The organism is Vagococcus fluvialis (assembly GCF_048815235.1).
Taxonomy (GTDB): domain Bacteria; phylum Bacillota; class Bacilli; order Lactobacillales; family Vagococcaceae; genus Vagococcus.
In genome coordinates, this window is record NZ_JBMEAO010000007.1 from 116,419 (window position 1) to 142,513 (window position 26,095).

The 26,095-nt window shown below is 33.0% G+C and carries 27 protein-coding genes; 5 read left to right on the plus strand and 22 right to left on the minus strand.

All coding sequences use genetic code 11. From position 1 onward, the window contains the following. Nucleotides 1–4 precede the first annotated feature (4 nt). The 3 genes from ACODH8_RS06305 to ACODH8_RS06315 form a co-directional block, all read right to left on the minus strand. On the minus strand, nucleotides 5–643 hold the full coding sequence (locus ACODH8_RS06305) for a GntR family transcriptional regulator (RefSeq protein WP_332466431.1): 639 nt from the start codon (nucleotides 641–643) through the stop codon (nucleotides 5–7). Nucleotides 644–710: 67 nt separating this feature from the next. Next, entirely contained in the window at nucleotides 711–1,421 is a 711-nt protein-coding gene (locus ACODH8_RS06310) for a hypothetical protein (protein WP_332466432.1), read from the minus strand. Between the two features lie 45 nt (nucleotides 1,422–1,466). Further along, nucleotides 1,467–2,057: a hypothetical protein gene (locus ACODH8_RS06315; RefSeq protein WP_420517641.1), complete on the minus strand. Its 591-nt coding sequence runs from the start codon at nucleotides 2,055–2,057 to the stop codon at nucleotides 1,467–1,469. Between the two features lie 183 nt (nucleotides 2,058–2,240). Between ACODH8_RS06315 and ACODH8_RS06320 the strand changes: the two genes are divergently transcribed. Next, nucleotides 2,241–3,350 (plus strand): alpha/beta hydrolase, encoded by a 1,110-nt coding sequence (locus ACODH8_RS06320; protein ID WP_332466434.1) that lies wholly within the window; start codon nucleotides 2,241–2,243, stop codon nucleotides 3,348–3,350. A 219-nt stretch (nucleotides 3,351–3,569) separates the two neighbouring features. Further along, nucleotides 3,570–3,878, plus strand: coding sequence for a hypothetical protein (locus ACODH8_RS06325; RefSeq protein ID WP_332466435.1), 309 nt, complete (start codon nucleotides 3,570–3,572; stop codon nucleotides 3,876–3,878). 113 nt (nucleotides 3,879–3,991) lie between these two features. Here ACODH8_RS06325 and ACODH8_RS06330 read toward each other — a convergent pair whose 3' ends face one another. Genes ACODH8_RS06330 through ACODH8_RS06340 form a run of 3 tightly spaced genes read right to left on the minus strand, consistent with a single transcriptional unit; the run spans nucleotide 3,992 to nucleotide 8,155 of the window. After that, nucleotides 3,992–5,227 carry an amidohydrolase family protein gene (locus ACODH8_RS06330; RefSeq protein WP_332466436.1) on the minus strand — a complete coding sequence of 412 codons (1,236 nt, stop codon included), beginning with the start codon at nucleotides 5,225–5,227 and terminating at the stop codon, nucleotides 3,992–3,994. Further along, the gene (locus ACODH8_RS06335; RefSeq protein WP_332466437.1) at nucleotides 5,227–6,465 is read right to left on the minus strand and encodes an amidohydrolase; all 1,239 of its coding nucleotides are present in this window, start codon (nucleotides 6,463–6,465) and stop codon (nucleotides 5,227–5,229) included. The genes ACODH8_RS06330 and ACODH8_RS06335 overlap by 1 nt, the downstream gene beginning before the upstream one ends. 19 nt (nucleotides 6,466–6,484) lie before the next feature. Beyond that, nucleotides 6,485–8,155 (minus strand): peptide ABC transporter substrate-binding protein, encoded by a 1,671-nt coding sequence (locus tag ACODH8_RS06340; protein WP_420517642.1) that lies wholly within the window; start codon nucleotides 8,153–8,155, stop codon nucleotides 6,485–6,487. Between the two features lie 183 nt (nucleotides 8,156–8,338). Here ACODH8_RS06340 and ACODH8_RS06345 point away from each other — a divergent pair, with 183 nt between their 5' ends. Beyond that, complete coding sequence (locus ACODH8_RS06345) at nucleotides 8,339–9,229, plus strand: LysR family transcriptional regulator (protein WP_332466439.1); 891 nt, start codon at nucleotides 8,339–8,341, stop codon at nucleotides 9,227–9,229. Nucleotides 9,230–9,274: 45 nt separating this feature from the next. On the opposite strand, the gene ACODH8_RS06350 is transcribed toward ACODH8_RS06345, so the two are convergent. From ACODH8_RS06350 to gnd, 11 genes are all read right to left on the minus strand, one after another. Further along, entirely contained in the window at nucleotides 9,275–9,655 is a 381-nt protein-coding gene (locus tag ACODH8_RS06350) for a RidA family protein (protein ID WP_332466440.1), read from the minus strand. 11 nt (nucleotides 9,656–9,666) lie between these two features. Next, nucleotides 9,667–10,359, minus strand: coding sequence for an MgtC/SapB family protein (locus ACODH8_RS06355; RefSeq protein WP_332466441.1), 693 nt, complete (start codon nucleotides 10,357–10,359; stop codon nucleotides 9,667–9,669). 98 nt (nucleotides 10,360–10,457) lie between these two features. Continuing rightward, the gene (locus ACODH8_RS06360; protein WP_332466442.1) at nucleotides 10,458–10,883 is read right to left on the minus strand and encodes an EVE domain-containing protein; all 426 of its coding nucleotides are present in this window, start codon (nucleotides 10,881–10,883) and stop codon (nucleotides 10,458–10,460) included. Next, on the minus strand, nucleotides 10,876–11,328 hold the full coding sequence (locus ACODH8_RS06365) for a MarR family winged helix-turn-helix transcriptional regulator (RefSeq protein ID WP_332525847.1): 453 nt from the start codon (nucleotides 11,326–11,328) through the stop codon (nucleotides 10,876–10,878). The genes ACODH8_RS06360 and ACODH8_RS06365 overlap by 8 nt, the downstream gene beginning before the upstream one ends. Next, nucleotides 11,325–11,735 (minus strand): hypothetical protein, encoded by a 411-nt coding sequence (locus tag ACODH8_RS06370; RefSeq protein ID WP_332466444.1) that lies wholly within the window; start codon nucleotides 11,733–11,735, stop codon nucleotides 11,325–11,327. Before ACODH8_RS06370 ends, ACODH8_RS06365 begins: the two co-directional genes overlap by 4 nt. A gap of 106 nt (nucleotides 11,736–11,841) precedes the next feature. Further along, the gene (locus tag ACODH8_RS06375; RefSeq protein WP_332466445.1) at nucleotides 11,842–13,908 is read right to left on the minus strand and encodes a heavy metal translocating P-type ATPase; all 2,067 of its coding nucleotides are present in this window, start codon (nucleotides 13,906–13,908) and stop codon (nucleotides 11,842–11,844) included. A 705-nt stretch (nucleotides 13,909–14,613) separates the two neighbouring features. Next, nucleotides 14,614–16,455, minus strand: a complete 1,842-nt coding sequence (alr, locus tag ACODH8_RS06380; protein WP_420517643.1) for an alanine racemase — start codon at nucleotides 16,453–16,455, stop codon at nucleotides 14,614–14,616. 47 nt (nucleotides 16,456–16,502) lie between these two features. After that, nucleotides 16,503–16,727, minus strand: coding sequence for an acyltransferase family protein (locus ACODH8_RS06385; protein ID WP_420517644.1), 225 nt, complete (start codon nucleotides 16,725–16,727; stop codon nucleotides 16,503–16,505). After that, complete coding sequence (vanXY, locus tag ACODH8_RS06390) at nucleotides 16,717–17,298, minus strand: D,D-carboxypeptidase/D,D-dipeptidase VanXY (RefSeq protein WP_332466447.1); 582 nt, start codon at nucleotides 17,296–17,298, stop codon at nucleotides 16,717–16,719. Before vanXY ends, ACODH8_RS06385 begins: the two co-directional genes overlap by 11 nt. Beyond that, nucleotides 17,288–18,331, minus strand: coding sequence for a D-alanine--D-serine ligase (vanC, locus tag ACODH8_RS06395; protein WP_332466448.1), 1,044 nt, complete (start codon nucleotides 18,329–18,331; stop codon nucleotides 17,288–17,290). The genes vanXY and vanC overlap by 11 nt, the downstream gene beginning before the upstream one ends. A gap of 178 nt (nucleotides 18,332–18,509) precedes the next feature. Then, a complete protein-coding gene (gnd, locus tag ACODH8_RS06400) occupies nucleotides 18,510–19,412 on the minus strand; it encodes a phosphogluconate dehydrogenase (NAD(+)-dependent, decarboxylating) (RefSeq protein ID WP_332466449.1) in 903 nt (300 codons plus the stop codon). 379 nt (nucleotides 19,413–19,791) lie between these two features. Between gnd and ACODH8_RS06405 the strand changes: the two genes are divergently transcribed. Next, nucleotides 19,792–20,292, plus strand: a complete 501-nt coding sequence (locus ACODH8_RS06405) for a GNAT family N-acetyltransferase (RefSeq protein ID WP_332466450.1) — start codon at nucleotides 19,792–19,794, stop codon at nucleotides 20,290–20,292. 10 nt (nucleotides 20,293–20,302) lie between these two features. Here the strand turns inward: ACODH8_RS06405 and ACODH8_RS06410 are convergent, their stop codons facing one another. The 5 genes from ACODH8_RS06410 to ACODH8_RS06430 form a co-directional block, all read right to left on the minus strand. Next, a complete protein-coding gene (locus ACODH8_RS06410; protein ID WP_332466451.1) occupies nucleotides 20,303–20,881 on the minus strand; it encodes an NUDIX hydrolase in 579 nt (192 codons plus the stop codon). Nucleotides 20,882–20,923: 42 nt separating this feature from the next. Beyond that, the gene (locus tag ACODH8_RS06415; RefSeq protein WP_332466452.1) at nucleotides 20,924–21,712 is read right to left on the minus strand and encodes an ABC transporter ATP-binding protein; all 789 of its coding nucleotides are present in this window, start codon (nucleotides 21,710–21,712) and stop codon (nucleotides 20,924–20,926) included. Between the two features lie 9 nt (nucleotides 21,713–21,721). Beyond that, entirely contained in the window at nucleotides 21,722–22,726 is a 1,005-nt protein-coding gene (locus ACODH8_RS06420) for an iron ABC transporter permease (RefSeq protein WP_332466453.1), read from the minus strand. Next, nucleotides 22,726–23,742, minus strand: a complete 1,017-nt coding sequence (locus tag ACODH8_RS06425) for an iron ABC transporter permease (RefSeq protein ID WP_332466454.1) — start codon at nucleotides 23,740–23,742, stop codon at nucleotides 22,726–22,728. Before ACODH8_RS06425 ends, ACODH8_RS06420 begins: the two co-directional genes overlap by 1 nt. A gap of 76 nt (nucleotides 23,743–23,818) precedes the next feature. Then, complete coding sequence (locus tag ACODH8_RS06430) at nucleotides 23,819–24,748, minus strand: ABC transporter substrate-binding protein (RefSeq protein ID WP_332466455.1); 930 nt, start codon at nucleotides 24,746–24,748, stop codon at nucleotides 23,819–23,821. Nucleotides 24,749–24,957: 209 nt separating this feature from the next. On the opposite strand from ACODH8_RS06430, the gene asnA reads away from it, so the two are divergent. Further along, nucleotides 24,958–25,962, plus strand: coding sequence for an aspartate--ammonia ligase (gene asnA, locus ACODH8_RS06435; protein WP_332466456.1), 1,005 nt, complete (start codon nucleotides 24,958–24,960; stop codon nucleotides 25,960–25,962). The last annotated feature ends 133 nt before the right edge of the window (nucleotides 25,963–26,095 follow it).

The window sequence follows — 26,095 nt, forward strand, 5'->3', positions numbered from 1 at the left end:
CATTCTAGTCATGTTTATTTGGGTAAAAGAAGTTAATCATTCTTTGTGTGGCAAATTCATTTCCTACAAAATACACCGTATCCCCTGCTGTTAAAAATGCATACGGGCCAGGTGATAAAACTAATTCTTCTTTATGTAAAATTCCTATTACCGTTGCACTTGTTTCTTGCCACAAGTTTAAATCTGAGATAGATGTATTTAAGTGTTCAGCTTCTTCTGTCAACACCAGTTCTGAAGGAAGCATTGGGTTTACTTTATTAAGTTTCACTGTTTGAGACACTAACTGGTTAACAATTGTTGTAAACTCATTTAGTTCTGCTTTTTGTCTCTCTAAACTAGTAAATAAATCGGTTTTGATTTCTTCAATAGATTGAACATCGCGGTATTGCTCTAAATAATTAACTGCTTTACTCTTAGAGGCTACTATGACTCCACTGCCATGCTTTACTTCCATAATTTGTAAATCTACTAAGATATTTACTGCTTTTCGAGCCGTCTCTGGAGATACACCAAAAGTTGTCGCAAGAGTTGATCTAGCATGTATTTTTTCGCCAACTTGATAGCGATTATCAACAATTCTTTCTGCAATCTCTATTGCGACTTGTTGATATCTCGGTAATCTCGTTATTTTTTTCTCGCTCATTTTGAGTCCCCCTCCGTCAATAATATATATCCTACTAAAAAACAAATAAAAAAGCAAAATACATTAGTTATCTTCTTTTTAAATGCATCGGCCGAGACATCCCCACCTGATTCGAGTCAGTCACAGCACGAGTATGAAGCAACTGTTTTTTCTCATCTAAGCCAAATGAATACCGTAAACTTTTATCTTGATTTAAGTAACTAATACTTTTCCCACTTTCTTTTTCCATAGTTAAAACAACTTCTTCACTGTTCAAAAACTCTCTATTCTCAGCAGTCTCTAATTTAATTTCTCCAGGTTGATAACTCGGACTGATTCTAAGAGATATCTTATAATCCTCTTCTACTGAATCCCATTCACCAAACAAATAGTTTTCTGATAAAGTTATTTCTTTCTTCAACTCTATCGGAGCTAAGTCACCTCCCACTAATCTTTCACCTGGTTTATCACTTATTTGTTCCACATCGTATTGTGGATAAATTACGATACCTTCTTCCACTATTTCAAATGTGTAGTGGAAAGTTTCATCGTCTTTTACTGTTGTTCTAACAGTTTCTTCATCTGCATATTCAATAATAAGTTCTTCTTGGTTTAAGGTAAGGTTTTTTCCATCATTTGTTATCTCATAAGTACCGAAATCATAACTATGAGCTTCCCATCTACCCACAATTTTATCCACAGTCTCTTTATTAATGCCTTCCTTAACTTTCGGCTCTTTTTTTAATTGGCAGCCTACCAGTAAGCTAAAACTCAATACTAAAAAAACTAGTTTCTTCATTTTTATCCTCCTTTTTCAAACATATAAATAAATGACTAAAATACATCATTTTAATTCAAATTTTTCAATAATGATCTCACTAACACTTTCTGGGCTAAGAGAAGTATTATCAATTTTTAAACAGTGAATGCCTAATGGTTCAAATAAAGCCGATAATTCATTTCCTTTACTTTCTAATTGATGTTTCTCATAGCTTGTTAGCACCTCGTTCTCAGAAAAAACCAAATCTCGTTTAGAAGGTTTAGCTAATAGTCGACTCTCTTGCTTGTTACGTTCTAATCGAACGGAAAGATTTGATACTAATTCTATAAAATACACGTCCTCATCTTCTTCTAAAAAGGTGTTAGCTATCTCTTTTAGAAAATCTATATCACTAGCCTGATTAAAAGCTACAAGAACTGTAAAAATAATTGACTCAGTTGTATTATTGCCTTTATTGGCCACAAAAGCTTTAAAAAGTTCTTTTCTAGTAGAATCAGATAATGAAAAGGTATGATGATTATAGCCTAAATAATTCGCAAATAAATCTATGGTTTGATGATTAAATAACAATTTACCATCGATTCTTTTTTCTAATTCTTTCCCCACAGTCATTTTACCGACAGCCTGCGCACCAATTAATACAATTAATGACATAACTAACTTCCTCCTCATTCGCTATTCCAAAATGGAATACCCCTTTAGATATATTTAGCTACTAATTTAGCCTATCAGGCTACCAGTTGTCAATTAAGTATTTAACTTACTTAAGAATCCTACTTTGAGTCACATTTATGCTATATTAAAGGTAAGTATTTTAATAAAAAAGGAGGGCTTCACATGACTCGAACTTATGATAATTATTTAGTGACAACAATCAAAGAAAAACAATATGTTAGTACGATTCGCGATGTTGAAACAACTGTTAAACCTATTCCCGACTGTGATATTGAAGGAGCTATGGATCCTAGGCTTTACAAATCACAACGAAAAATAAGTTTCCTAATGCAGTTACTACCAAACAATTTGTTTAAATTCGATTATTCTCCAAAATCAATTAGCCGTTTACGTAGTATGTTTAATGGCATTAATTCAACACCTATTACAACAACTAAAATTAATGAATATCCTTTTACGGCTAAAGCAGAGGATGACTACGACATTCCTATGATTCGTTTTCAAAGTGATGCCCCTATAGAAAATTCACCTATTCTTTATTATATTCACGGTGGCGCTTTTTTAGCAGGCAGTATTGATGTCATTCGAGAAGCTTTGCGTACCTTTGTAGAAAAAACAAATATGATTGCTGTAGCCATTGATTACAGATTAGCTCCAGAATTTCCTTTTCCTATTGGTCATAAAGATTGTTACTCAGGATTTCAAGAGGTTGTTAAGAAAGCTTCCAGTTGGGGTGGTGACATCAACAGTATTTTAGTTGCAGGTGATAGCGCTGGAGGAAATTTAGCACTTTACTGTAGTAATCGAAATCTTGAAGAAAACAAACAAGAAATTTGTGGTCAAATTCTACTTTATCCAACTGTTAATATGGCTGGTATTAAAGATCAATACACTGAATTTGATATCGAAAAAGATATCGCCATTTATCCTAAACAACGAAAAACCATTTTACCTGCCATTACCGTATTTAATAATTTGTCAGAAGGTCTTTCTCAAGTTTTACAGACTAATGAGCTAAATAATATTTACTTATCACCATACTCTTCTGTTAGTCCTAACTTGCCACCAACTTTTATTTCAGTTGGTGAACATGATTATTTATCTATTGAGAGTCTTGCTTATGCCAAAAAATTAATTGAAGTCAACGTTGAAACAAAAGTGACCTTTTATAAAGGAATGGGACATGCTTACATTGACCAAATTGGACATTTTCCTCAAGCCGAAGACTGTATTGATGATATCGCTACTTTTGTAAAAAGACATCGTTCCTAAGTAAAACTTCTTTTTCTTTATTTAATAAGTCAAATAATTGATAAGCTGAGTTTTTACTTTTAAGACTATCAAGAAATTGACTCAGCTAAACAATTATTACTATGATCCCTCTCTAACAAAAAGACTAAACAGATAATTAAAGTCTTATTATTGTTAAAAAATAACTAGATATGTTACAATTCAACTATATTTAAAAATGAGAGATAAGGAATGATTTTGATGAAAACTAGTACAAAAATTGGTATCGGATTTAGTGTAGCAACAATAGCCGGTGTTTATGCTGCGGTTACTTTTTCAGAAAAAATTATGGAGAAAATAGAACACGAAACTACTAGGTACAAAACCAAAAAAATTGTAAACGATAAATTTGGTGGCAATGAAAAGTTGTTAAACATTGTAGAAGATTTATCTGATAAAGAGCTTGACTCTATCAGCATGGTAGCTAAAGAAATTAAAGAAAATAGAAACAAAATAAACTCTCTTGGAGAAAAAGTAAAGAATAACACAGAAAAACTATTAGATAGATAATTTTCAAATAATGAGACAAACTCTAAATTATTAAAAAATTAAAAAGAGTCAAAAATGAAATATTCATTTTTGACTCTTTTTTATCTGTTCTTCCGATTGAAATAAAAAATAATTTATTTAATAATCACAGGTTCTACCCAATGACCATTTAATAACAATGTTCTTTTTTGAGGTAAGCGAGCAATTAATTCAGCTGTTGACGTACTCTCTGTAAAAATAATATTTGCTTTTTCGCCAACTTTTAACCAAGGCGATTGGTCTTTTTGATAGACTTTTCTTCCTCTTGTTACTAAATCAATCGTATCACTTATCCCCATCTCTGTGATTTTTCCTGTTAATTGACAGTAATTATTCACTTTTTCAATCAAATCACTTGAAACATAAGAACTCCAAGAATCAAAGAAACCATCACAGCCAAGATACACTTCACCACCAGCTGCTCTAATTTTATCAATTGGTGGAAAAGCTTTCTTCTGACCATAAGGAATAGTCGACATGATACTCATTTTGTTTTCCACAATTCGTGTGATTAACTCGTCTTGTTCTGTCTCAGTCACGTCACCTAGAGAAAAGCCATGGCTAATCGCACTTCTACCTTGATAGTTATTCTCCTCGACTAAATCTAACCAAGTAGAATAAGTATATGTTCCTAAGTGGCCTCGATCGTGTAAATGGATATCCACATCTTTATCAAATGCTGTGGCTAAATTCATCACTTCATATAATGATTTTTCCACAGCATTATCAATACCACCTGGATCTAGTCCACCTACCATCGTTGCTCCGTTTCTTAAAGCTTCTCTCATTAGTTGATCCATGCCATCTCTTAATAAGCCGTGTTGTGGAAAAGCAATAATGTCAAAAGTCATTTTATCTTGGTACTTATCAACAGCCTCTAATACGCCTTCTAAGTTTTTTAGGCCAATATAAGGGTCGATATTCACATGAGTTCTAATATGATTAACACCACGACGCATCATAGAATCAATCATCTTACTAGCTCTATCCTTTGTTGAAGCAGCAAGTAAAGGTAGTTCATTAGCTTCTGCTGCTAATCTTTCTTTTAAACTTCCCACAGGTAATGTTCCTCGCCACCCAAGAGTCATATAGGTTTTATCTAAGTGGTTGTGCATATCTTTTAAAGTTGGTGTGGCTAATAAACCTTTCATGTCTCGAATATCACCTACAAACTCTTGCTTATCCACAAGAGACATAGGGGTAATAGATTCAATTTCAGCTTTTTCATCCACAACTACTGAGAACAAATCCGTAATAGGTTGCATTAAACCAAACTCATCTTGTTTGTGGGTAAGTTCGAAAGCCACATTATCCAATCGTTGTTTTTTCATTACTCACCCACCTCAATTCTTTCTACCGCTTCATAAGCTAATTGTCCATTTAAGATTGTTTTAGTAATGTCTCTTTTTCTTGCAATGGCATGAGCTGAGCTTTCAGCATCTACTAAAATGCAATCTGCTCTATCTCCAACAAGTGGCCAAACCTGTTCACCACTATCATTAAGTGGCGTCACATTATTAGTACTATAACGCCAAATGCGACTTAATCTAAATTCATCACTCACACTAAAACGCTCCGCAAGAGTATTCATCTTTTCAATCGTACTGCCACTACCAAAAGGTGACCAGTGATCAATTAAACTATCATGACCTAAAGAAACTTGAACGCCATGTTTGCTTAACTCTAAAACAGGCATTGTTTTTCGTTGTAAGCCAATTGGAATGGTTGTTGTAACGTCTATTCCAGTTGAAACTAAATTAGCCATCATTTGACTCAATGGATCACCCTCTAAATCACCTAAAGCCATGGCGTGACTAATCGTTACAAGTCCTTGCTTACCTGTTTGACGCGTGTAATCTGCCATTTTATTAAATTCATATTCACCTAATGTATCTCGATTATGTAGATGGACATCTACGCCTTTATCATATTTAACAGCTAAATCAAAAATCTGCGATAACGACTTATCCACATGTTTATCCACAGTTGAAGGGTCTACTCCACCCACATGAGTTGCTCCCATTTGCATAGCTTGATCCATTAAAGAATAGACTTTTGATCTTAATAAACCATGTTGAGGAAAGGCCACAATTTCATAAGTTAGTTGATCATCATAACTAGAAAGGACTTCTTTAGTTAACTCAATGTGTTTCGTTCCAATATAAGGATCAACATTACAGTGACTTCTAATATGTCGATGACCATGTTTAATATAATGTTGAACGACTGCGTGTGCTCTTTGACTAGCTGTTTCTAATTGTCTTGGTAGTAACTCACTTTCTTCTTCAAATCGTGTAAATATTCCATTAGTAATGGATCTTGGCGCTTGCCATTTACCACCAAAATAAGTTTTATCAATATGAATATGCATCTCCCTCATTGCAGGAAGTAGTAGCTGATCGTGTCCTTCTACCACTTCCATTTCAGGAGTTACTAAAATTTCTTTTTGAATGTCTTTGATTTGACCATTCTCAATTAACACATCAAATTTTTCAGTATTTGTGCTAACGACATGTTGATTGACCCAGTTAAATCCTGTTTCTAATCGAATATTTTTTATGACTAACAACTGTTAAAACACTCCTTCCTTATTCTACATAAGCCCACTTAAGTGAATAAGTGGAACCAAATGGATGCCAATACATATCCTTAATAGATTGATTCGCTAAAATAGCTAAAGAACGATTATAGATGGGAGCAATCACTGTATCCTTATTAATCAATTCATTTTCAGCTTGAATGAAATTATCAAAACGTTTATCCACATTGCCAGCATCTTTTTCTCTTGAATCATTAATTAATTGATCATAAGTAGGACTACTATATGTAATACCACCACTTGAGTTGTTACTTACAAAAATTCTCATAACTGTTAGCGGGTCACGGTAATCTGTCCCCCAACCTGAAAGCTCAATATCGTAATCTTTCTTTTGGTCTCTTTCTACACGAACTGTAAATGGTACTTGAACAATATTAATTTTCACTCCTGACAGATTTGTTTCGATTTGATTAGAGAAAAATTCAGCTGATGTTTTAGCAACTTCCGTATCATCTGTTAAGAACTCTAACTCAATTTTATCACCTAATTCTTTTTTCGCTAACTCTAATGATTTTTTAGCTGCCTCTGGGTTATACGTTAAGTACGTATTCGTTTTCTTAGCAACGTCTGTAAAGTCGTCTCCACTTTTTGGTTCTTTAGTTTGACCTTTAGGGATTAAATTATCCGTTGCCGTTGAGCCATCTCCTAAAATATTCGTTACAAAAGCTTCCTTATCAAAACTTTGTGCTATTGCTTGACGTAAATCTTTATTAGCTAAAGGTGTCTCTTTACCGCTTCTTTCAGCGTTTAACTTTAAGAAGAATGTTACGTATTGCTCAACCGGTAAAAACGATTCATTTTCTTTATAGTTTTTAGCGTATTCAGATGTTAATTTATTAACAACGTCTACTTCTTCGCTTTCAAATAAGTTCACTGCTGTTGAAGGGGTTTTAATCACTTGAACAGTTGCCGATTCTAACTTAACAGTTTCTTTATCCCAGTACTCTGCGTTTGGTTTATAAGTCCACTCATCAGCAAAAGCTTCCCAACCTTCCATGACAAATGGTCCGTTGTATAGCAGATTTTCAGATGAAGTCGCAAACTCTTTACCTTGTTCTTCAATGAAAGCTTCTTTCTTAGGATAAAAAATCGCAAACGTTAGTAAGCTTTTTAAGTAAGGAACAGGTCGCTCCAATTGAACCTCTAAAGTTGTTTCATCAATCGCTTTAACTCCTAGCGTTTTAGGATCTGCTCCATCTTCGTAAATTTCTTTAGCATTTTTTATCACCCCTACTATCACATCAGCATTAGGTGAACCAACTGCTGGAGTCACAATTTGTTGCCAACCGTAGACAAAATCAGCTGCTGTTACTTGAGAGCCGTCTGACCACTTACTATCTTCTCTTAATTTAAACGTATACGTTGTTAAATCATCTGAAACAGTTGGTTCTTCTTTAGCAACTCCTAAAACAAATTCATCGTCTTTTCCTAAGACATACAACCCTTCATAAACTTGATTCATCGCTAGAGTTGAGGTAGTATCCGCTGCAAGAGCTGGATCCATTGTTGAAATTTGAGCTTCTGATGTTATATTTATCACTTGAGAAACATCTTCTGTTTTCCTTGAATTACTTGCTTTCTCTTTATTATTACCACAAGCTGCCAATACAGCTAAGGACATCAACGACACTAAAGCTAGCCACCCTACTTTTTGTTTCATATAAATCTCCTCCTTCGAGATTCTTTTAGTGCCTTTTAATCAATAAATTGTTATAATCATTAGCAATATATTAGAAATCTCATTTTTTTTTAATTTAAACTAACTTATCATATTTTAAGAAGTGAGACTAATACTAAAAAATGATGATAATCATTGATATTCTTTATGATTGGAGGAAAATTTATGGATATTAAACAACTAACCTATTTTATTACCATAGCTGAATCTAAAACTATTACAGAAGCAGCACAAAAACTACACATGGCTCAACCAGCATTAAGTCAGTCTTTAAAAGCATTAGAGGAATCAGTTGGCGTCCCTTTAATCAATCGTGATAAAAGGCAGCTCTCTCTTACCCATTCAGGAGATATTCTCTATCAAGAGGCAAAAAAAATTATCAAACAAATTGAAATGACCAAATCTAAAGTAAGTTCATCTAATAAAGAACAAGTTGAAATAGTGAGTATTGGCATTAATACCATTTCTTCTCAGTTGTTATTACCTGTCATTAGACAAATGAAAAAAGACTATCCACAAGTAAAGCTTAATATTCATCAAAATGAATCCAATCATTTAAGTCAGATGATTCGAAAAAATGAACTTGATTTTGCGATTGTCCGTTTTCCGATTAACACCACACACCTTGAAACCATTCTATTAGAAGAGGAACCTTATTATTTTATTTGTTCTAAATCTACTAACAAAAGAACTTATATCGAAACACTCCCAAGAAGACTAATGACTCCACTTATCTTACCTAGTAATCAAGCATTAGGTACTTACCAAGCAATTTTGAATCAGTTAACCGACTATACTAAGTCCCATCAACAGATTTCTGGTTGCTCTGATATGGAGCTACTCTTAACAATGGTAGAAGCTGATATGGGGTGTAGCATTGTACCTCAATCAGCTCTTAAGGATAAAAGTTATGACATTGATGTCTTATCAATTAAAGACTCAACGGTTTCTTCATCTTACGGTTTGATTTACTCAAAAGATAAGGAATTAACACCTACCACAACCCATTTTATTAATCTGTTAACTCAAATCATTAAAAAGAAAAAAATCGCCTAAACAAAATAAGGAGGCTAACCTTTTCAGGTCAGCCTCCTTCTTTATTTATTTTCTATAGACTACTAATTCAATTTCAACCGCTGAACCAAGAGGTAGCTCATGAACTGCTACACATGTTCTAGCAGGAAATGGCTCTTTAAACATCGTTTGATAGACTTGATTCATTCCTTCAAAATGTTTCATAGTTGTCAGATACACATTAACTTTAACCACATCATCAAAGCTAACATCAGCAGCTGTTAAAACTGCCTCTAAATTTTTAAAGCATTGCTTCGTCTGCTCCTCAATACTTCCTGTTTCTTCCACATAAGTAGTACTATTCTTAGCAACTTGCCCTGAGAAAAATAAATAATTTCCCGCATCAACTACGTGTGAATAAGGTCCAGAAACAGATACGTCTTCTCCTGTAAAACTTTTTCGAATCATTTTATCTCTCCTTACAAATCAAGTAATTTAATTTTCCGAACATTTTCATGCGCCGATAATTCTTCAATTAACTCATAGATATTATAATTTTTAGGTATTTCAATCGTATAAATATTCGTATAAACCCTTCGACTATTTAATATTTCAACTGACACGTTTGTATCTTTCACTTCCACTTTATGTTCTAAAAAGTACTCAATAATAAACTCTTTGGTTTCTGAGCGATGAACATACTTCACTTCTAAATTTTTAATAGAAGGCACAACAATTATTTTTTTTAGTAATGATAAGGTTGACTGAATCACAATAAAACCAATAAAAGCTAATTCATAATATCCCATTCCAATTACTAATCCTAAACAAGCAACTGTCCATAAAGAAGCAGCCGTTGTTAACCCCGCAACTGAGCGCTTGGTCACTATAATTGTTCCAGCACCTAAGAAACCAATTCCACTAACAACTTGAGCAATTAATCTCGTCTGATCTATCTTAATAGCATTTGCTAATACAGGGTCTTTCGCTATTTGTTCAATCGCATTTAGATAAAGTTCAGCTTGTAAAATAGCAATCATCGTTGCTCCCACACAAACTAAAATATGTGTCCTCATACCAGCTGGTCGACTTTTAAATTCCCTATCAAAACCTATCAAACCAGACATAATAACAGCGATTAATAACCTTTGACCAATCTCAATAAAACTCATAGAGTCACTTCCCTTCAACCATTTGAAGCATCTACTACTAACCACACTTAAGTATAGCTAGTTTACTAAAGGAAAGCAATCTGAGTGTTATTTAGTTCTTAATCATCAGGTTTCATTTTTTTCCAAATTCTCATAGCATCTTCTTTTGAAATCTCAAAGTGACCATATCTAAATTTGGCACCATAATATCTTTGATCTTCAATAAATTCAAGGCTATCTTTAATACCGTGAATGGAAACAGGTTTAATATTTTCAATAAAATCCACATTCCGTCTAAAGGGATGAAAATCGGAAGCCATCTCAACTTGTGTAATTTTGTTGTCTACAAGTCTACCAATAGCTGAAAAACATTGATATTTATCTTTTGAGTATAGATCTATTTTAGGACTATAAATGATGATGACATCATCTTCAGACATTCTTTTTAAAGGACTTTCTTTCCCATGACACAATTGAATAAAACTACTTTCAATTCCTTTGTTAATATGATTTAAGGAAACAACACCTATCCAATATCTACGCATCTGTTTGTCCATTCAATTCATGTAACATGCCTAAAAATGATGAAACCTCTATCCCAGATTCATAAAAAAAGGCTTGATCAATTGCTTCAATAGCTACCAAACTTTTCTTTAGCGCTTCTTCGCCTAAATCAGAAAGGTATAATTTATATGCCCTTGTATCATGTTGGCTTTTTTCTCGGTGTAAATAGCCATTTTTAAGTAGCGTTTTTATGCTTGTTGAAATAGTCATAGTATCTATTTGAGACATTTCTGAGACATCTACTTGAGCTACTTCTGTCTTTTCATCTCCTAAATAGCTGATAACACTCAATATAACAAATTGAGTATGACTTAGTTTAAAAGGTGTTAAAACTTTTTTCACCTGCCTGCTCCACAACATATGAGTTTGCCAAAAAGTAAAACCGATACTATCCTGACTTTTTTCAAATTTTGAATGCTTTCTCATATGGATAACGCTCCTAATTTATCTAATGCAGATGTAAAAGAGTGAGCTATCCCACTACCAATTTGCGTTACTTTTTCTGAATCAGGACCTTTAACGGTAACACCATGCTCTATCACTGAGCTTACTTCAGATAACTTAGTTAATTTATGAGAAACCTCAATTTCAAAAGGTCCTACCACGCTTTTCGTTGTAAATGAGTTACCTTTTGTTACTTCTATTAGAGTAAATGGCATTTCAGGCATACCTATAGTTGTCATAACGCCACTAGAGCCTACAATAAATTTACCTTCTAAACTAGCTTTCTCTAATGAACCATCCCATTCTGCCCATCTTTCAACATTCTCATACAATTTCCACACTTTTTCTAAATTAAAATTCCCTTTTACTTCTTTTTTTGATTCAAACATATTGATCGTCCTCCTAATTTAATAAGTATACTTACTATATAAAAAAGATAAACTTTTGTCAAACAAAAAAGAAGCTAATTTTTCAATTAACTTCTTCTAAAGATTCTTATTTGATTTTTAGCGTCATGGCATTGATTGCAACTATGACTGTACTAAAAGACATTAGAACTGCTCCCACTGCTGGACTTAGAATAATCCCAGCACTTGCTAGAACACCTGCAGCTAGTGGAATGGCAACAATATTATATCCTGCTCCCCACCATAAATTTTGCACCATTTTGCGCTGTGTGTTTTTTGATAAAGAAAGAAAATGTAAGATATCAAAAGGATTACTTTTTACTAATATGACATCAGCTGAGTCAATAGCCACATCAGTTCCTGCACCAATAGCAACACCAATATCTGCTCTAGCTAATCCTGGCGCGTCATTTACACCATCTCCCACCATCATCACAACTAACCCTTTATCTCTATATTGTTTAACAAGTCGCTCTTTATCCTCAGGCATTAACTCCGCATGAACTGTCTCAATACCTAATTCTTTAGCAACTACTGCTGCTACTTGTTTATTATCACCTGTTAACATCGCTGGTTTTATTCCTTGTTCAATTAAATCGCCAATCATTTTTTTAGCATCAGGTTTTATTTGATCACCTTGCGCAATCAATCCAACACTTTCTCCTTCAAGTAATAAGAAACTAACAGAATTTCCTTGGCTTGACAGTTGGTTAAATTGCTCTTCATCAAAAGCAATATTATTTTGTCTCATGTAAGAAACACTTACTATTTTTACATTTTGATCATTAACAAAACCTTCCATACCAATACCAGGTAAATTAACTACATCTCGTACTTGAGGTATCTCTAAGCCTAATTCAGTCATTTTATTTAAAACCCCTACTGCTAATGGATGGCTTGATGTTTGTTCTAAAGCAGCCATTAAAGTTAAGACATCTTTGTTTGTGTAAGATGAATTGAACGAGATATACTCATTCACAGCAAAATTTCCTTCAGTTAAAGTTCCAGTTTTATCCATCATAATCACATCTACTTGTTTGGCTGTTTCTAAAGCTTGACGATTCTTAACTAATAAACCATTTTGTGCTCCTAGAGACGTTGAACGCGCCGTTACTAATGGAATTGCTAAACCTAGCGCATGAGGACACGCAATTATTAAAACAGTCACCATTCTTTCAAGAGCAATATTAATATCTTTTGTTAACATAAACCAAACAACAAAAGCCATAATTCCAACTGTTAAGGCAATGTAGAATAACCATTTTGCTACTCTATCTGAGAGAGATTCCACACGAGATTTTTCGCTTTGTGCGTTTCCTACTAATTCCATTACTTGAGAAAGATAACCAGATTCTCCTGTTCCTGTCACTTCAACAATAAGCGCACCTGAACCATTGACTGAACCACCAATCACTTTATCATGAATTGATTTTACAATATCCTTAGATTCACCTGTAATCATGGACTCATTAATAGTCGTTTTTCCTTCAATGATAATACCATCTGTAGGAACTTTTTCTCCTGCTTTAACCATTAAATGTTGTCCGATTTGAACGTCTTGAAGACTCACTTCTCGTGTCGAGCCATCTTCTTCAAAAACAGTCGCTTCATTTGGCAATAACTCAGCCATTTTTTGAAGCGCATTTCCAGCATTACTAACGGCATTCATTTCTATCCAATGCCCTAACAACATAATTAATATTAATGTGGCTAATTCCCAAAAGAAATCCATAATATGAATGGAGCTCTTCAAAAAGTTATTAGCGATAAAGGCGTATACGCTATAAAAATAAGCAACTGAAATACCAAGTGAAATTAAAGTCATCATCGCTGGATTTTTCATCTTTATCTCCATTTTAGCTCCTGATAAAAAAGGCATTCCTCCATAAAAGTAAAGAATCGTTCCAAGAACTAATACTACCCACTCTGAACCATTAAACGAAAACTGAAAAGGTAGTTCAATCCCCATCATTGGTGCCATAAAAATAATAGGTACCGCTAAAAATAAAGAGACAAAAAACTTTTTCTTAAAATCTCCTCCATGAGCCGAGTGATCCATTCCATGGTCATGATGTGAATGATCATGATTAGTCGAATGATGCTCGTGATGACCATTATGTTCATTATCATTATCTCGTTTAATATTATCAGACATTCTCTTTTTCCCCCTTAATCTCTTTTTCGAAATTTACGATTGTAAACTATATATAAATTTATCATAACAAATATTTAAGCAATGTCAAGATTATTGGGTGATTTTTGAACAAAAAAATAAAAAAAGATATCCTTTATCGTAAAAGGATATCTTATATACTCTTAAAATAATAACTAGCTACTTGCTCAATGCACGGAGCCCACCAATAATAGACCAATATTATTAGAGAGATTCTCTGTGTTGACTCCGTACATTCAACAAGCAGAAATCACGTTTGTTATTGTTTTTTTATTTACAAATAATAACTCTTTAAAAGCGTAAAATCAAGCTATATCCATTGATTTTGATTACGTTTATGTAACAAAAAAATGACAAGTATATCAGTTATTTATTTATATAAACATTCGTTTATTAACTATCTGAATGTAGCTATTTATATGACATTTTTAACCTTATTAATGATTTTTTTCAAAAAACATACTTCATAATAAAACAGAAAAAAAAGACATTTACACTTCCTAAACAATAATCTCTACTACTACAAAATTGATATATGTTGTTAGGTAATAATAAACATATTCGTTTATTTAATTATTCGTTTTATAAACATCGAATTAAATAGACTTTCACCTTACGTTTCACTAGATAATAATATTTGAACAAAAAAAATAGACTTAACTAAACGTTTAGTCTATTTCACAATGTTCATTTAACTATTCCTGTACTTAACCTATTTCCTAACTGACTTAACGTTTCATTCGTTAAGGTTTTATCCATTAAAGCAACTTCTTCAAAATCGGATAGTGCTATTACCTCTGCATCAATTGGTATGTTCCTAGTATTTGATAAGTCAACTAACATCATATCCATGCAAATATTACCAATTTGTGGTAATAACTGATCTTGGTAAAATACACCATAATCTGAGTTAGATAAAGACCTAGGTAACCCATCAGCGTAACCAATACTTACAATTCCTATTAACTTATTGCTATCTAATTTTATTTGAGTTCCGTAACCAAGGTATTCTCCTGATTTAACTTCTCTTTTGGATATCAGTTTAGCTTTAATTTGAATAACTGGTTTTAGCGATAACTTAGTTCTAACTGGTTCATTGGAGCTTAAAAAACCATATAAAATAATCCCAACCCTCACATAGTCAAACTCATATTCTGGATAATTTAAAATTCCATAGCTACTTTGAATGTGAGTCACTCCATACTCTACTCCCTGTTTCTTTAAATCATTTAACAAGGTACAATAACAAATTAATTGTTGTTCCGTTCGCTTAATAGCTTTATCATCTAATGAATCTGATGATCCTAAATGAGAGTATATCCCTTCAATTTTTATATAATTTAATTCATATAAAGATTGAATTAACTGACTATTTGGTTCAACTCCTAATCGGTGCATTCCTGTATCTACTTGAAGATGGCATCTTATCCTCTTTTTCGTTGCATTTAATCTTCTAGCATATTCATCGCTAACAATAGACTGGATTAAATCATATTTTTTAAGATCATCGACACGACTAATGTCTGTATAACCTAACACTAAAATATTCCCTTTAATAAAGGCTTTCCTTAACTGAATGCCTTCATCAATTGTTGCCACTGCAAAAAATGTTACACCTTTTTTTTCAAGTAATTGGCTGTATTTAACTAGATCTGCTCCGTACGCATTAGCTTTTACAACTGCCATGACCTGTGTTTTTTGGGGAATACATTTTTTTATCTCATTTAAGTTATGAGAAATAGCTTGGGATGATATTTCTCTTTCTGCTCTAAAAGAGGTTTTCTTCTCTTTAGAAACAAATAGTTTACTCATGACAAAAAGAACTAACTGCGCTAACAGATAACTAACAATAAAAACTAACACAAAATAAATGAGACTAAAGCGGATAAACCCTACTCTCTTAGCAATAAAATGAACCCCCATTATAACTATAGGATGAATAATGTATATCATAAGAGATAGATTATTACCTTCTTTTATCTTATAGGCAGGTTGCCATTCCAACAGTACAGAATATAAAAAATACATCACAAAAGGTAAAAAGAGATACATACTATCATGTCGTAAATTATTACTTAAGTGAAGAATTATACTTTCTAGCATTAATAACCCAAAACTTAAAACTAGTAGAAAAATATTTTCTTTTTGACGTAAAGATTTTTTTTCTTTTCTAAGATAAATCAGTGCACCTAAACATAAAAAAAGTGGTGTAAAAAAGAGACCATTTCGAGTCATATCACTTACTTGAAAGATCATTTTATAGAAAGCCTCTAAACTTGGAACTTTAGCGACAAGAATATACCAACTATCACCTAAAAGACCAATCATATAAAGAAACAAACTAATTTCAAATGTTGTTTTAAAAGAAGCGTACTTTAACATAAAACTAACTAATAGAACGCCTAATAAGATAGCTGGAAAATACCATAGATGATAAAAAGTCCCATCAAATAGGAATAATTTAATCGATTCAAAGGCTGATTGTTTAATGCTTAAAGTACCATTCATAAATGATAAAGGAAGGTACAATACCACCACTACTCCATATATTTTTGCTAATTTTATTAAAAAAATATCTATTTTTTTTCTGTAAGATAAGATCTTTTTTTAGCTAATGGCCCAATTAGAAAATAACCTGTTGTCATAAAGAAAAAAGGCACAGCAACTCTAAATAAAGTTAAGGTAATCAATTCATCCAACTTAGGAGAAATCGATGAAAAAGGAAATGTATGAATAGCAACAACCATTCCTGCTGCTACTATTCTAAAAAAATCAATTCCTAATTGTCTATTATCCTTCATTTAGCTTACCTCTTGTATCCATTAAAAATGCTATATATTCTTCTAATACCCAACCTTGCTGAGTTATTATTTGACTATGAGGGGTTCCAACATATCTGAAATGCCACGGCTCATAACTAATACCTGTCACAGCCTCTTTGCCTTCTGGATATCTTAAAATAAAGCCATATTCCGGCATCTCTTTTAGAAATCTTTCAACAACAGGACCTTCTGAAAAGGACGGACAAATATAGTCGTTAGCCACCTCAGCTAATCCCATATCTACAGCCAAACCTAATTCATGTTCACTACATCCAGGCTTTGCCACATATTTCCTTGTAAACAGCTCTCCTTTTTCTTGAATCGTTTCATCCCATATTTGTTGTTGCATTTCCTTAGTTCTAAATCCATCAGTCACAATTACCTTGTCTTGTAACCCTACTGCTTCTACTAATGCTTTTAATTTTTTTGCTACTACCGAATCTAGCAATAAATTTTTATCAGTAAAAGGAGCTTGTTCTAAGAGACATGGTCGCTCCTTATCCCTCACTGGAAAATGTTGATTAACTAATTGCAAGTAATTATTTGTCATCACTTTCACCTGCCAGTTCAATGAGTCGTTCAATGATATCTTCATAGGACAAACCAATTTCTCTCATCATCATAGGAAATCTAGAATGATCAGTAAAACCTGGCATCGTATTAATTTCATTTAATAAAATATCTCCTTCTGTCGTTAAAAAGAAATCGATTCGAGCTAATCCTTTACAATCTAAACTTCGGTATAGATTTATTGCTTGTTCTTTGATAGTTTCTGCCAAACTTATTCCTAGTTGAGCTGGCACTTGGATTTTAGCTGTTAATAATTGATATTTTTCTTCGTAATCGAAAAATCCATCTACTAAATTGATTTGATCTAAGGCACCCAACACTAAATCATCATTTCCTAGTACGCTACAACCAATTTCAATTCCCACTACTTCTTTTTGTAGAATAACTTTAGTATCGAATTGACTGGCTTCATCTATAGCTCTTAGAAGTTCAGACTCGCTATTAACTTTACTAATTCCTTTTGATGAGCCTGCTTCATTTGGTTTAACAAATAAAGGAAATTTATTTTTTTCAACAAACTCATGAACTTGGTGACTATTTTTTGAGCTAGATGAGACAACCATTGAAGGCGTGCTTTTAACACCTACTGTTTCCGCAAATTCATGAAGCATCATTTTATTCATTGAGATAGCTGATGGGACAACACCACAACCAATGTATGGTAATTTCATTAATTCAAACAACCCTTGAATCACACCATTTTCACCGTCTCCACCATGTAAAACCGGAAAGACAATGTCTACCGGAATAGTTTTACTACTAGTTTTATCTATAAAACCTTTCCCTGTAAAATCAAAACTTAAAGCGCGGCAACTCGCTTCCAAGAACCACAAGTCATTTTCAATTAACTCGATATCTTCTTGATATAAAAGCCACTCACCTTGTTGAGTAATACCTATCATGACTACTTCATAAGGCATGTTTCCCATTGTTTTCAATACAGCGCTAGCTGATTTTAAAGACACTTCGTACTCTGCTGACGTTCCACCAAAAATAACACCAATTTTTTTCATTTTCATAACCTCCGCTGATTAATATTTCTTCTTAAATTAACTATAAAGTATTATCAGCACTGAGTTTTAAAGTAATTCTTAGCTATATCTTAAATATTTATGATGCTTTTTATAAAAAGAAAAAGCGATGTAATAATTTAGGTCTTTCAACTTAAATTACTACATCACTTGCATTATTTTATTTATCTTGAGGTATAGCATGTCCACCAAACTGATTTCTAAGAGACGCAATTACCTTTTCACCGTATTTTTCTGTATCCATTGACGCGTAACGCGTTAATAACGATTGAGTAATGACTGGTGCTGATTGCCCTAATTCAAGCATCTCTTCAACAGTCCACTTACCTTCTCCAGATGATGGTACTTGACCGCTAATGCCTTCCATCGTTGGATTTTCTCTCAAGGCATTTTCAGTTAATTCCATTAACCAACTACGAACCACTGAACCATTGTTAAACACTCGAGCTACTTGTTCTAAATCATAATCATATCTTGAATGATGCAATAAGTTAAAACCTTCTCCTATTGCTTGCATCATACCGTATTCAATACCGTTATGAACCATTTTTAGGTAATGACCACTGCCTGCTTCACCACAATATAGGTAGCCGTTCTCAACACATAAATCAGCAAATAACGTTTCGATTAAGTCAAAAATTACTTTGTCTCCACCAACCATCATACAAGCACCATTACGTGCTCCACTCATACCACCTGAAGTACCAACGTCTAAGAAATGAATGTCTTTTTCTTTTAAGAAATGGTAGTGATGAATACTATCTGCAAATTTTGAATTACCGCCATCGATTAAAATATCATTTGCTTTTAAGTTATCACGACATGTTTTAATCATTTCTTCTGTGATAGGCCCTGATGGTAACATCAACCAATAAATAGAAGTTTCATCCTGATTCATGGTAAATAATTCTTCTAAAGTAGTTGCTGCAACAGCGCCTACTTCTTTAGCTTCTTCTCTAGCTGTTTCATTAATATCAAAACATGCTACTTCATGTTGATGACTTACTAAGTTATTAACTAAATTTAAACCCATTTTACCTAAACCAATAATTTTAATCTTCATTTCTTCCTCCAATAAATTTAGAATCATATGATTCGTTTTTACTACAAGAACAGTTTAGCCATTGCTTTCCCCTGGTTCTTTCCGAAATGAATTTTAACACTAATAGATAAATAACTCAATTATATCTGATAATTAAGTTTAAATTACTTTTATTAGCCTTTTTTAAGTTAAAACAACCTTTATTTTTATGAAGTATAAATAACTCTTCTTGATATCTAATAGCGCTTTCTCATTTTTTTGACTCTTAAGCTTTTATTTAAATTATAAAAATCTCACTCTCTCCTTAACTTTTAATAAACTAATATCAGCAATTTTATTAGTTGAATATTTTATTTTTTAAGTATATGCTAATGACATTTATATAAGGAGATTTGTGCCTATGACATTACAAAAAATAGCCGTTCAATCTGAATCAGAGGTGCAACAACTTTTTGATGTTGTACAAGACATTTGGCAAGAAGTTTTCACCCCCATTATTGGTGAAAAACAAGTTGCTTACATGCTTAAAAACTACCAGTCCATAGAAAATATTCAATCAGAAATTGCTAATCAAGCAAACTATTTTCTATTAAGTTATAATGATCAATTTGTAGGCTACACCGCTTATGAGGAAACTGAGGAACAGATTTATATTAGTAAATTATACCTATCTTCCAATTTAAGAGGTAAAGGCCTTTCAAGTGGTATCTTTAATTGGTATGAAGAAATTGGTGAAGGAAAAACGTTACATCTCAATGTCAACCAAGGAAATAAACTAGCCATTGCCGTTTATGAGCATCGTGGATTCACTCAAGTTGGCGAGCGTTACGTTGATATTGGCGAAGGTTATGTAATGAATGACTACATTTATGAAAAAGAAATCAAAAAAACTGAAGCGTAAGTTAATTAACTTATGCTTCAGTTTTTTGTAGTCTCAATTTTTGATTAAGTTTTGAATAGACATTATCTCGGAACCATTTTTCATTAGATGCTTGAACCCCATCATCTAATAAAAACCAGCCAATTTGACTATTTTCATCTGCTTTTATTTGAATTTGTTGCGACTCATCTGCCTCAATCAAATACGTTATATTTAAGTGAAGATGTGATGATACATACTCTCCCTTTTTAATATGACCATCCACAGTTAAAACTTCTACTGAAAATATATCCGTAGAAACAGGTCTTATTTCAGTTAAACTACTTTCTTCTTGAACTTCTTTTAAGGCAACTGTTAATAGATCCTTCTCACCATCTGCATGTCCACCTAACCAAGCCCAAGTATCATAAATATTATGATAGGCCATTAAAACTTTATCCCTCTTTTTATTCACAACCCAAGCTGATGATGTCATATGAGCTGTTAGATTACTTCTAAGAAAAATATTTTCTTCTGATTGTAGTAAAGACAGGATTAATTCTTTATCCTTTGTTTCTTGCTCATTAAAAGGCTCAAATTTTTCCAAACTAGTGATTAAATTCTGAGTCATATACTTCACCTATCCTTAATCTATTTCTGCTACAATCATACGCTATTCTTTTATTAATTCATAGGTTAAACAAATTGGTTTCTGATGAATAGGCTCTTTCACTATTGTGGCATCAATTTGAAAAACATTTATGAGATTTTCTCTCGTAATAACCTTATCAGGTGTGCCACTTGCTTTTATTTCACCTTTATTGACTGCTAATATATAATCAGAAAAACGTGAAGCTAAATTCAAATCATGTAATACCATAACAATCGTGCATTTTTGTGTTTTGTTTAACTCTGAAAGAAGCTCTAATACTTCTAGTTGATGTGTCATATCTAAATAGGTTGTTGGTTCATCTAAAAAAATCAAATCTGTTTGTTGAGCCAAAGCCATCGCTATCCAAACACGTTGCCTTTGTCCACCAGATAAATTGTCAATCTCACGAGTACTATACTCTGTTAATTTGGTCACTTCAATTGCCCAACTAATAATTTCTTTATCTTTACTCGTTAATTTACCAAATCCTTTTTGATGCGGAAACCTTCCATATGAAACCAATTCATTTACTGTTAATCCACTTGGTGCAATTGGCGTTTGAGGTAATATTGCCATCTTCTGGGCAATTTCTTTTGTTGATATCTTCGCTATATCAGCACCATCTAGATAAACCATACCTGATTTTTTTTTCATAATACGCCCTATCGTTTTAAGAATAGTCGATTTCCCACACCCATTAGGACCAATTATTGACGTGATTTGTCCCGTAGGAATGACTAAATTAAGATTTTCAACAATCATTTGTTCTTCATACGCTATTGATAACGATTCTGTTGTGATTCGATTCATAATAATCTCCTAATCTGCTTTTGACAATAAATATAAAAAATAAGGGGTACTTAACACAGTAATAATAATCCCTGTTGGCACATCACTACCTAAGCTAATAGAACGCGTTATCGTATCAGCTAAAATAATGACTAAAGCGCCTAGTAAACCTGATACTGGTATGACATAAAAATGATTGGCTCCTACAAGTTTTCTAGCCATGTGAGGAGCAATCATACCAACGAAAAAAAAGTTACCTCCTAAAGCAACACTTCCAGATGACAGAGCTACAGCTACAAGTATCAAAATAATAAATTCTTTCTTAACCGCTACTCCTAACCCCTTAGCTGTCTCATTTCCAAGATGAATGGTATTTAGTACATTTGATTTATACAGGGCATATAATGACAGAATCAGTATCCAAGGAATTAAAATTTTTAAATAGCGCCAGTCATCTCCCCACAGATTTCCAGCTTGCCATTTTTGAATAAATTCCATCTGACGTTCATCTAACTTTAGACCTAACACTGTTGTGATTGCACTATAACCACTTCCCACAGCTACACCTGTCAGTATCAAACTAGTAGGTGACATTTCACGATTAGGTGAATATGAGAGAAAGAAAATAATCATTGCTGAAATAATTCCCCCAACAAATGACACTAAAGGAATCGCATAGGCCGAAATAGTCGATTCAGCTTGGAATAAAACAACATAAGTTAGCACAAACAATCCCGAGCCTGAACTGATACCTAAAGTTCCTGGACTAGCCATGTCATTCTTTAAAAGACTTTGCATAATGACTCCTGATATTCCCATACCTAAACCAACAAAAATACCTAAAATAATTCTAGGTAATCTAAAATCAAACACAATCATTTCTTGTTGTGCTGTTCCTTTTCCCATAAAAACATCTAAAACAATTCCAGGTGGCAAACTCATTTTTCCTGAATTAATACTCACTACACTTAAAATGATTAATAGTAAAACCAATATGAATAAAGTGATTTTTTTCTTGGTTACCTGTCCTTTCATCAAAATTCACGCCTTTCTTTTTTGACTAAATAAAGGAAAAACGGAACCCCAATTAAGGAGAAAATAATTCCGATTGGTGTTTCAAAAGGACGATTTATCACTCGACCAACTAAATCAGCTAACACTGTAAATAAGGCACCATATAAAATACTCGCTGGAATAATGTAACGATAATCTACCCCAACAAAAAATCGAACGATATGTGGAATAATAAGACCGACAAAACTAACAGGTCCAATAACGACCACTGAAAGTCCTGTTAAAACAAGAACAATTATTGTAGAAACCCCTCTTATTTTTTGGATATTAATCCCTAAGCCAACTGCTGTTTCTTCGCCTAAACTAAGCATGGTAATTGACGGTGACAAAAGAATGGATAAAAGGATACCGATAAAAAAGAAAGGAAAAATAATTAATAATTCATTCCATTTAGCTCCTGCTGTTCCTCCTGCTGTAAAGTACATTAAAGCATGTCCTAAATGATACTTAATCGATAAGTAACTACTCATTGCTCCAAATAACATTGAAATAGAGATTCCCGCAAGAACAAGGCGCTGAGGAGTCATCCCTCTTTTTCCTGATGAAGCCACAAAATAAGTTAATCCTGTTGTTAAACTAGCTCCTAAAAAAGAAACAAGTAGCATTTGAAAATAACTAAACTGAGGAAATAACGCTAAGACAACTGCCATTGAGAAAGTTGCACCAGAACTAATTCCCATCAAACCAGAGTCTGCCAATGGGTTTTTAGTGGTTCCTTGCATAATTGCACCACAAACAGCTAAACTGGACCCAACTAACATATCGGCTATCGTTCTTGGTAATCGTAGTGTCATAATCGTTTGATGTTCTGTTTTAGTAGCATCAAAATAAAAAATAGCCTCCCAAGCATCTCTCACAGTCATTTCCGAAGCTCCAAATGAAATTGATAAAAAACATGCAAAAAATAATAAAATGATGCCAATTATCATATAAAAACTAAAATGAATAGAACCTTTCTTTTTATCTATTTTTTCCATATTTTTTAACTCCTTCTTCCCCTCTGTTTCACATAAGAAAAATGAGCAATCCACGAATAGATTGCTCATCTATTTTTTATTTCCTAATTAATGAATCAAAATTTTCAGTAAAGTATTCCAGTTGACCTGTTAAACTTGAAACATCAGAATAATAAAATAAACCATTCAAATCTCCAGGCACAATTAACACTCGATCTTCCTTAACAGCAGGAATAGTTGGCCAGATTTTTGTTTTTTGGAACTCAGACTCTTTAACATCTGGTTGTAAGAACCAAATAATATAGTCGCCAAAATAATCGGCTGCCACTTCATAAGATAACCCTTTTCTTGATTCACCTGATGATTCAATCAAATCTTTTAATTTATCTGGATAAGTTAATCCGATTTTTTCATACAGTAATGTACCTCCACGAGAAGCTGTTTCATATCCTACACCAAAAGAGCCACTTCCCCAATCCTCAAATATACTAAAAGTCTTACCTTTAAACTCTTCTTTTTCAAATGTTGCTTTAGCTACTTCTAATTTATCTTCGAAGGTTTGAATTAACTCTTTTGCTTTATCTTCTTTTCCTAAAACTTCTCCTAAAAATGTTAATCTTTCTTCAGGTGTTTTACTTTCTGAAACAACTACAACAGGCGCAATTTTTGAAAACTTATCAAAATCTTCCTTATCATAGGTAATAATTAAATCTGGTTCATAAGAAAGTAACTCTTCTTTTTCCCATTTTTCTACAACAGGTATATCTTTCATTTCTTTAAACATCGGCATTGATTCATGAGCCCATCCTGCATAACCAACTGGATTAACACCTAATGAAACAACATCATGAACATACCAATTAACTAATACATTTTTAGGATTAGTAGGTACTTCTACTTTTCCCATCTCTGTTTCAATCACCTTAACATCTTTTTCTTTACTACTATCTTCTGTTTGAGCTTTACACCCAACTACTAAAAGAGCTATTATACCTAGCCCGAATAACGATAAATATTTTTTCCACATTTACTTACTCCCCCTAAAACTATTGTTCATTCATTAACAAGTAACATTAAAAAAATAAAGCCCTAACTAATTGATAATGAATCTCATTTTCAATTATAAGCATCTTTTTTTATAAATCAACAAGTATTTAAAAAAATTCAATATTTTTTAATCTGATAAAATATGTGTGGTACAATAGTCAGTAAAATATCTGAGGAGTTGTTATGATTATGGAGAAAACAATAGTCCCAAAAGGCTACCAATCAACATTAAACATTTATGATACACAAACAGCGATTGGTTTTATCAAACGTTGTTTTGAAGAAGCATTAACTGGAAGTTTAAAATTAAAAAGAGTCTCAGCACCTCTTTTCGTAGATGAGCGTTCTGGACTAAATGATAATTTAAGTGGTAGTGAACGCCCTGTAAAATTTGATGTTCCTGCTTTAAATGATAACGGAGAAGTTGTTCATTCATTAGCAAAATGGAAACGCGTTGCTTTAAAGCAATACGATTTTCATTCAGGTAACGGTCTTTATGCAGATATGAATGCCATCAGACGTGATGAAGAATTAGACAACTTACACTCTATTTATGTGGATCAATGGGACTGGGAAAGAGTCATTTCAAAAGAGCAACGAACAATTGATTACTTGAAAGAAACAGTTCAAGGTTTAGTAAATGCCATGGCTGAAACATCAAGTCGATTACATACTAAATACCCTAAAGTAACAACAACAATTGATACCAATGTTGCTTTTATTACAAGCCAAGAATTAGCTGATTTATACCCTGATTTAAGTTCTAAAGAAAGAGAGCACGCTTTTGTTAAAGAACATCCAACTACTTTTATTTTACAAATTGGAGACCTTTTAAAACATGGTGAACCTCATGATAATCGTGCACCTGATTATGATGATTGGTCTTTAAACGGCGACTTATTATTTTGGCACGAACCCTTACAATGTGCAATGGAGTTATCAAGTATGGGGATTCGAGTAGACGATCATGCTTTATTAGAGCAATTGGAAAAAGCTAATGCCAATGACCGATTAGCTTTCCCTTATCACCAACAAGTCATTAACAACGACTTACCATTAACTATTGGTGGTGGTATCGGTCAAAGTAGAATGTGTATGTTACTTCTAGGCAAAGCCCATATTGGCGAGGTACAAGTCTCTCTTTGGGATGAGGAAACGATTGAAGCATGTAAAGATAAAATTTTCCTTCTATAAAAATAAGAGGCTGTGACATAAGTCTCTGAATAAAACAAAAAAGCAATCAAATTTATGAGTAAAATTCATTTATTTGATTGCTTTTTTTAGTTAAAATAAAAACGTACAGGTGGCCCCCTGTACGTTAAGTCAT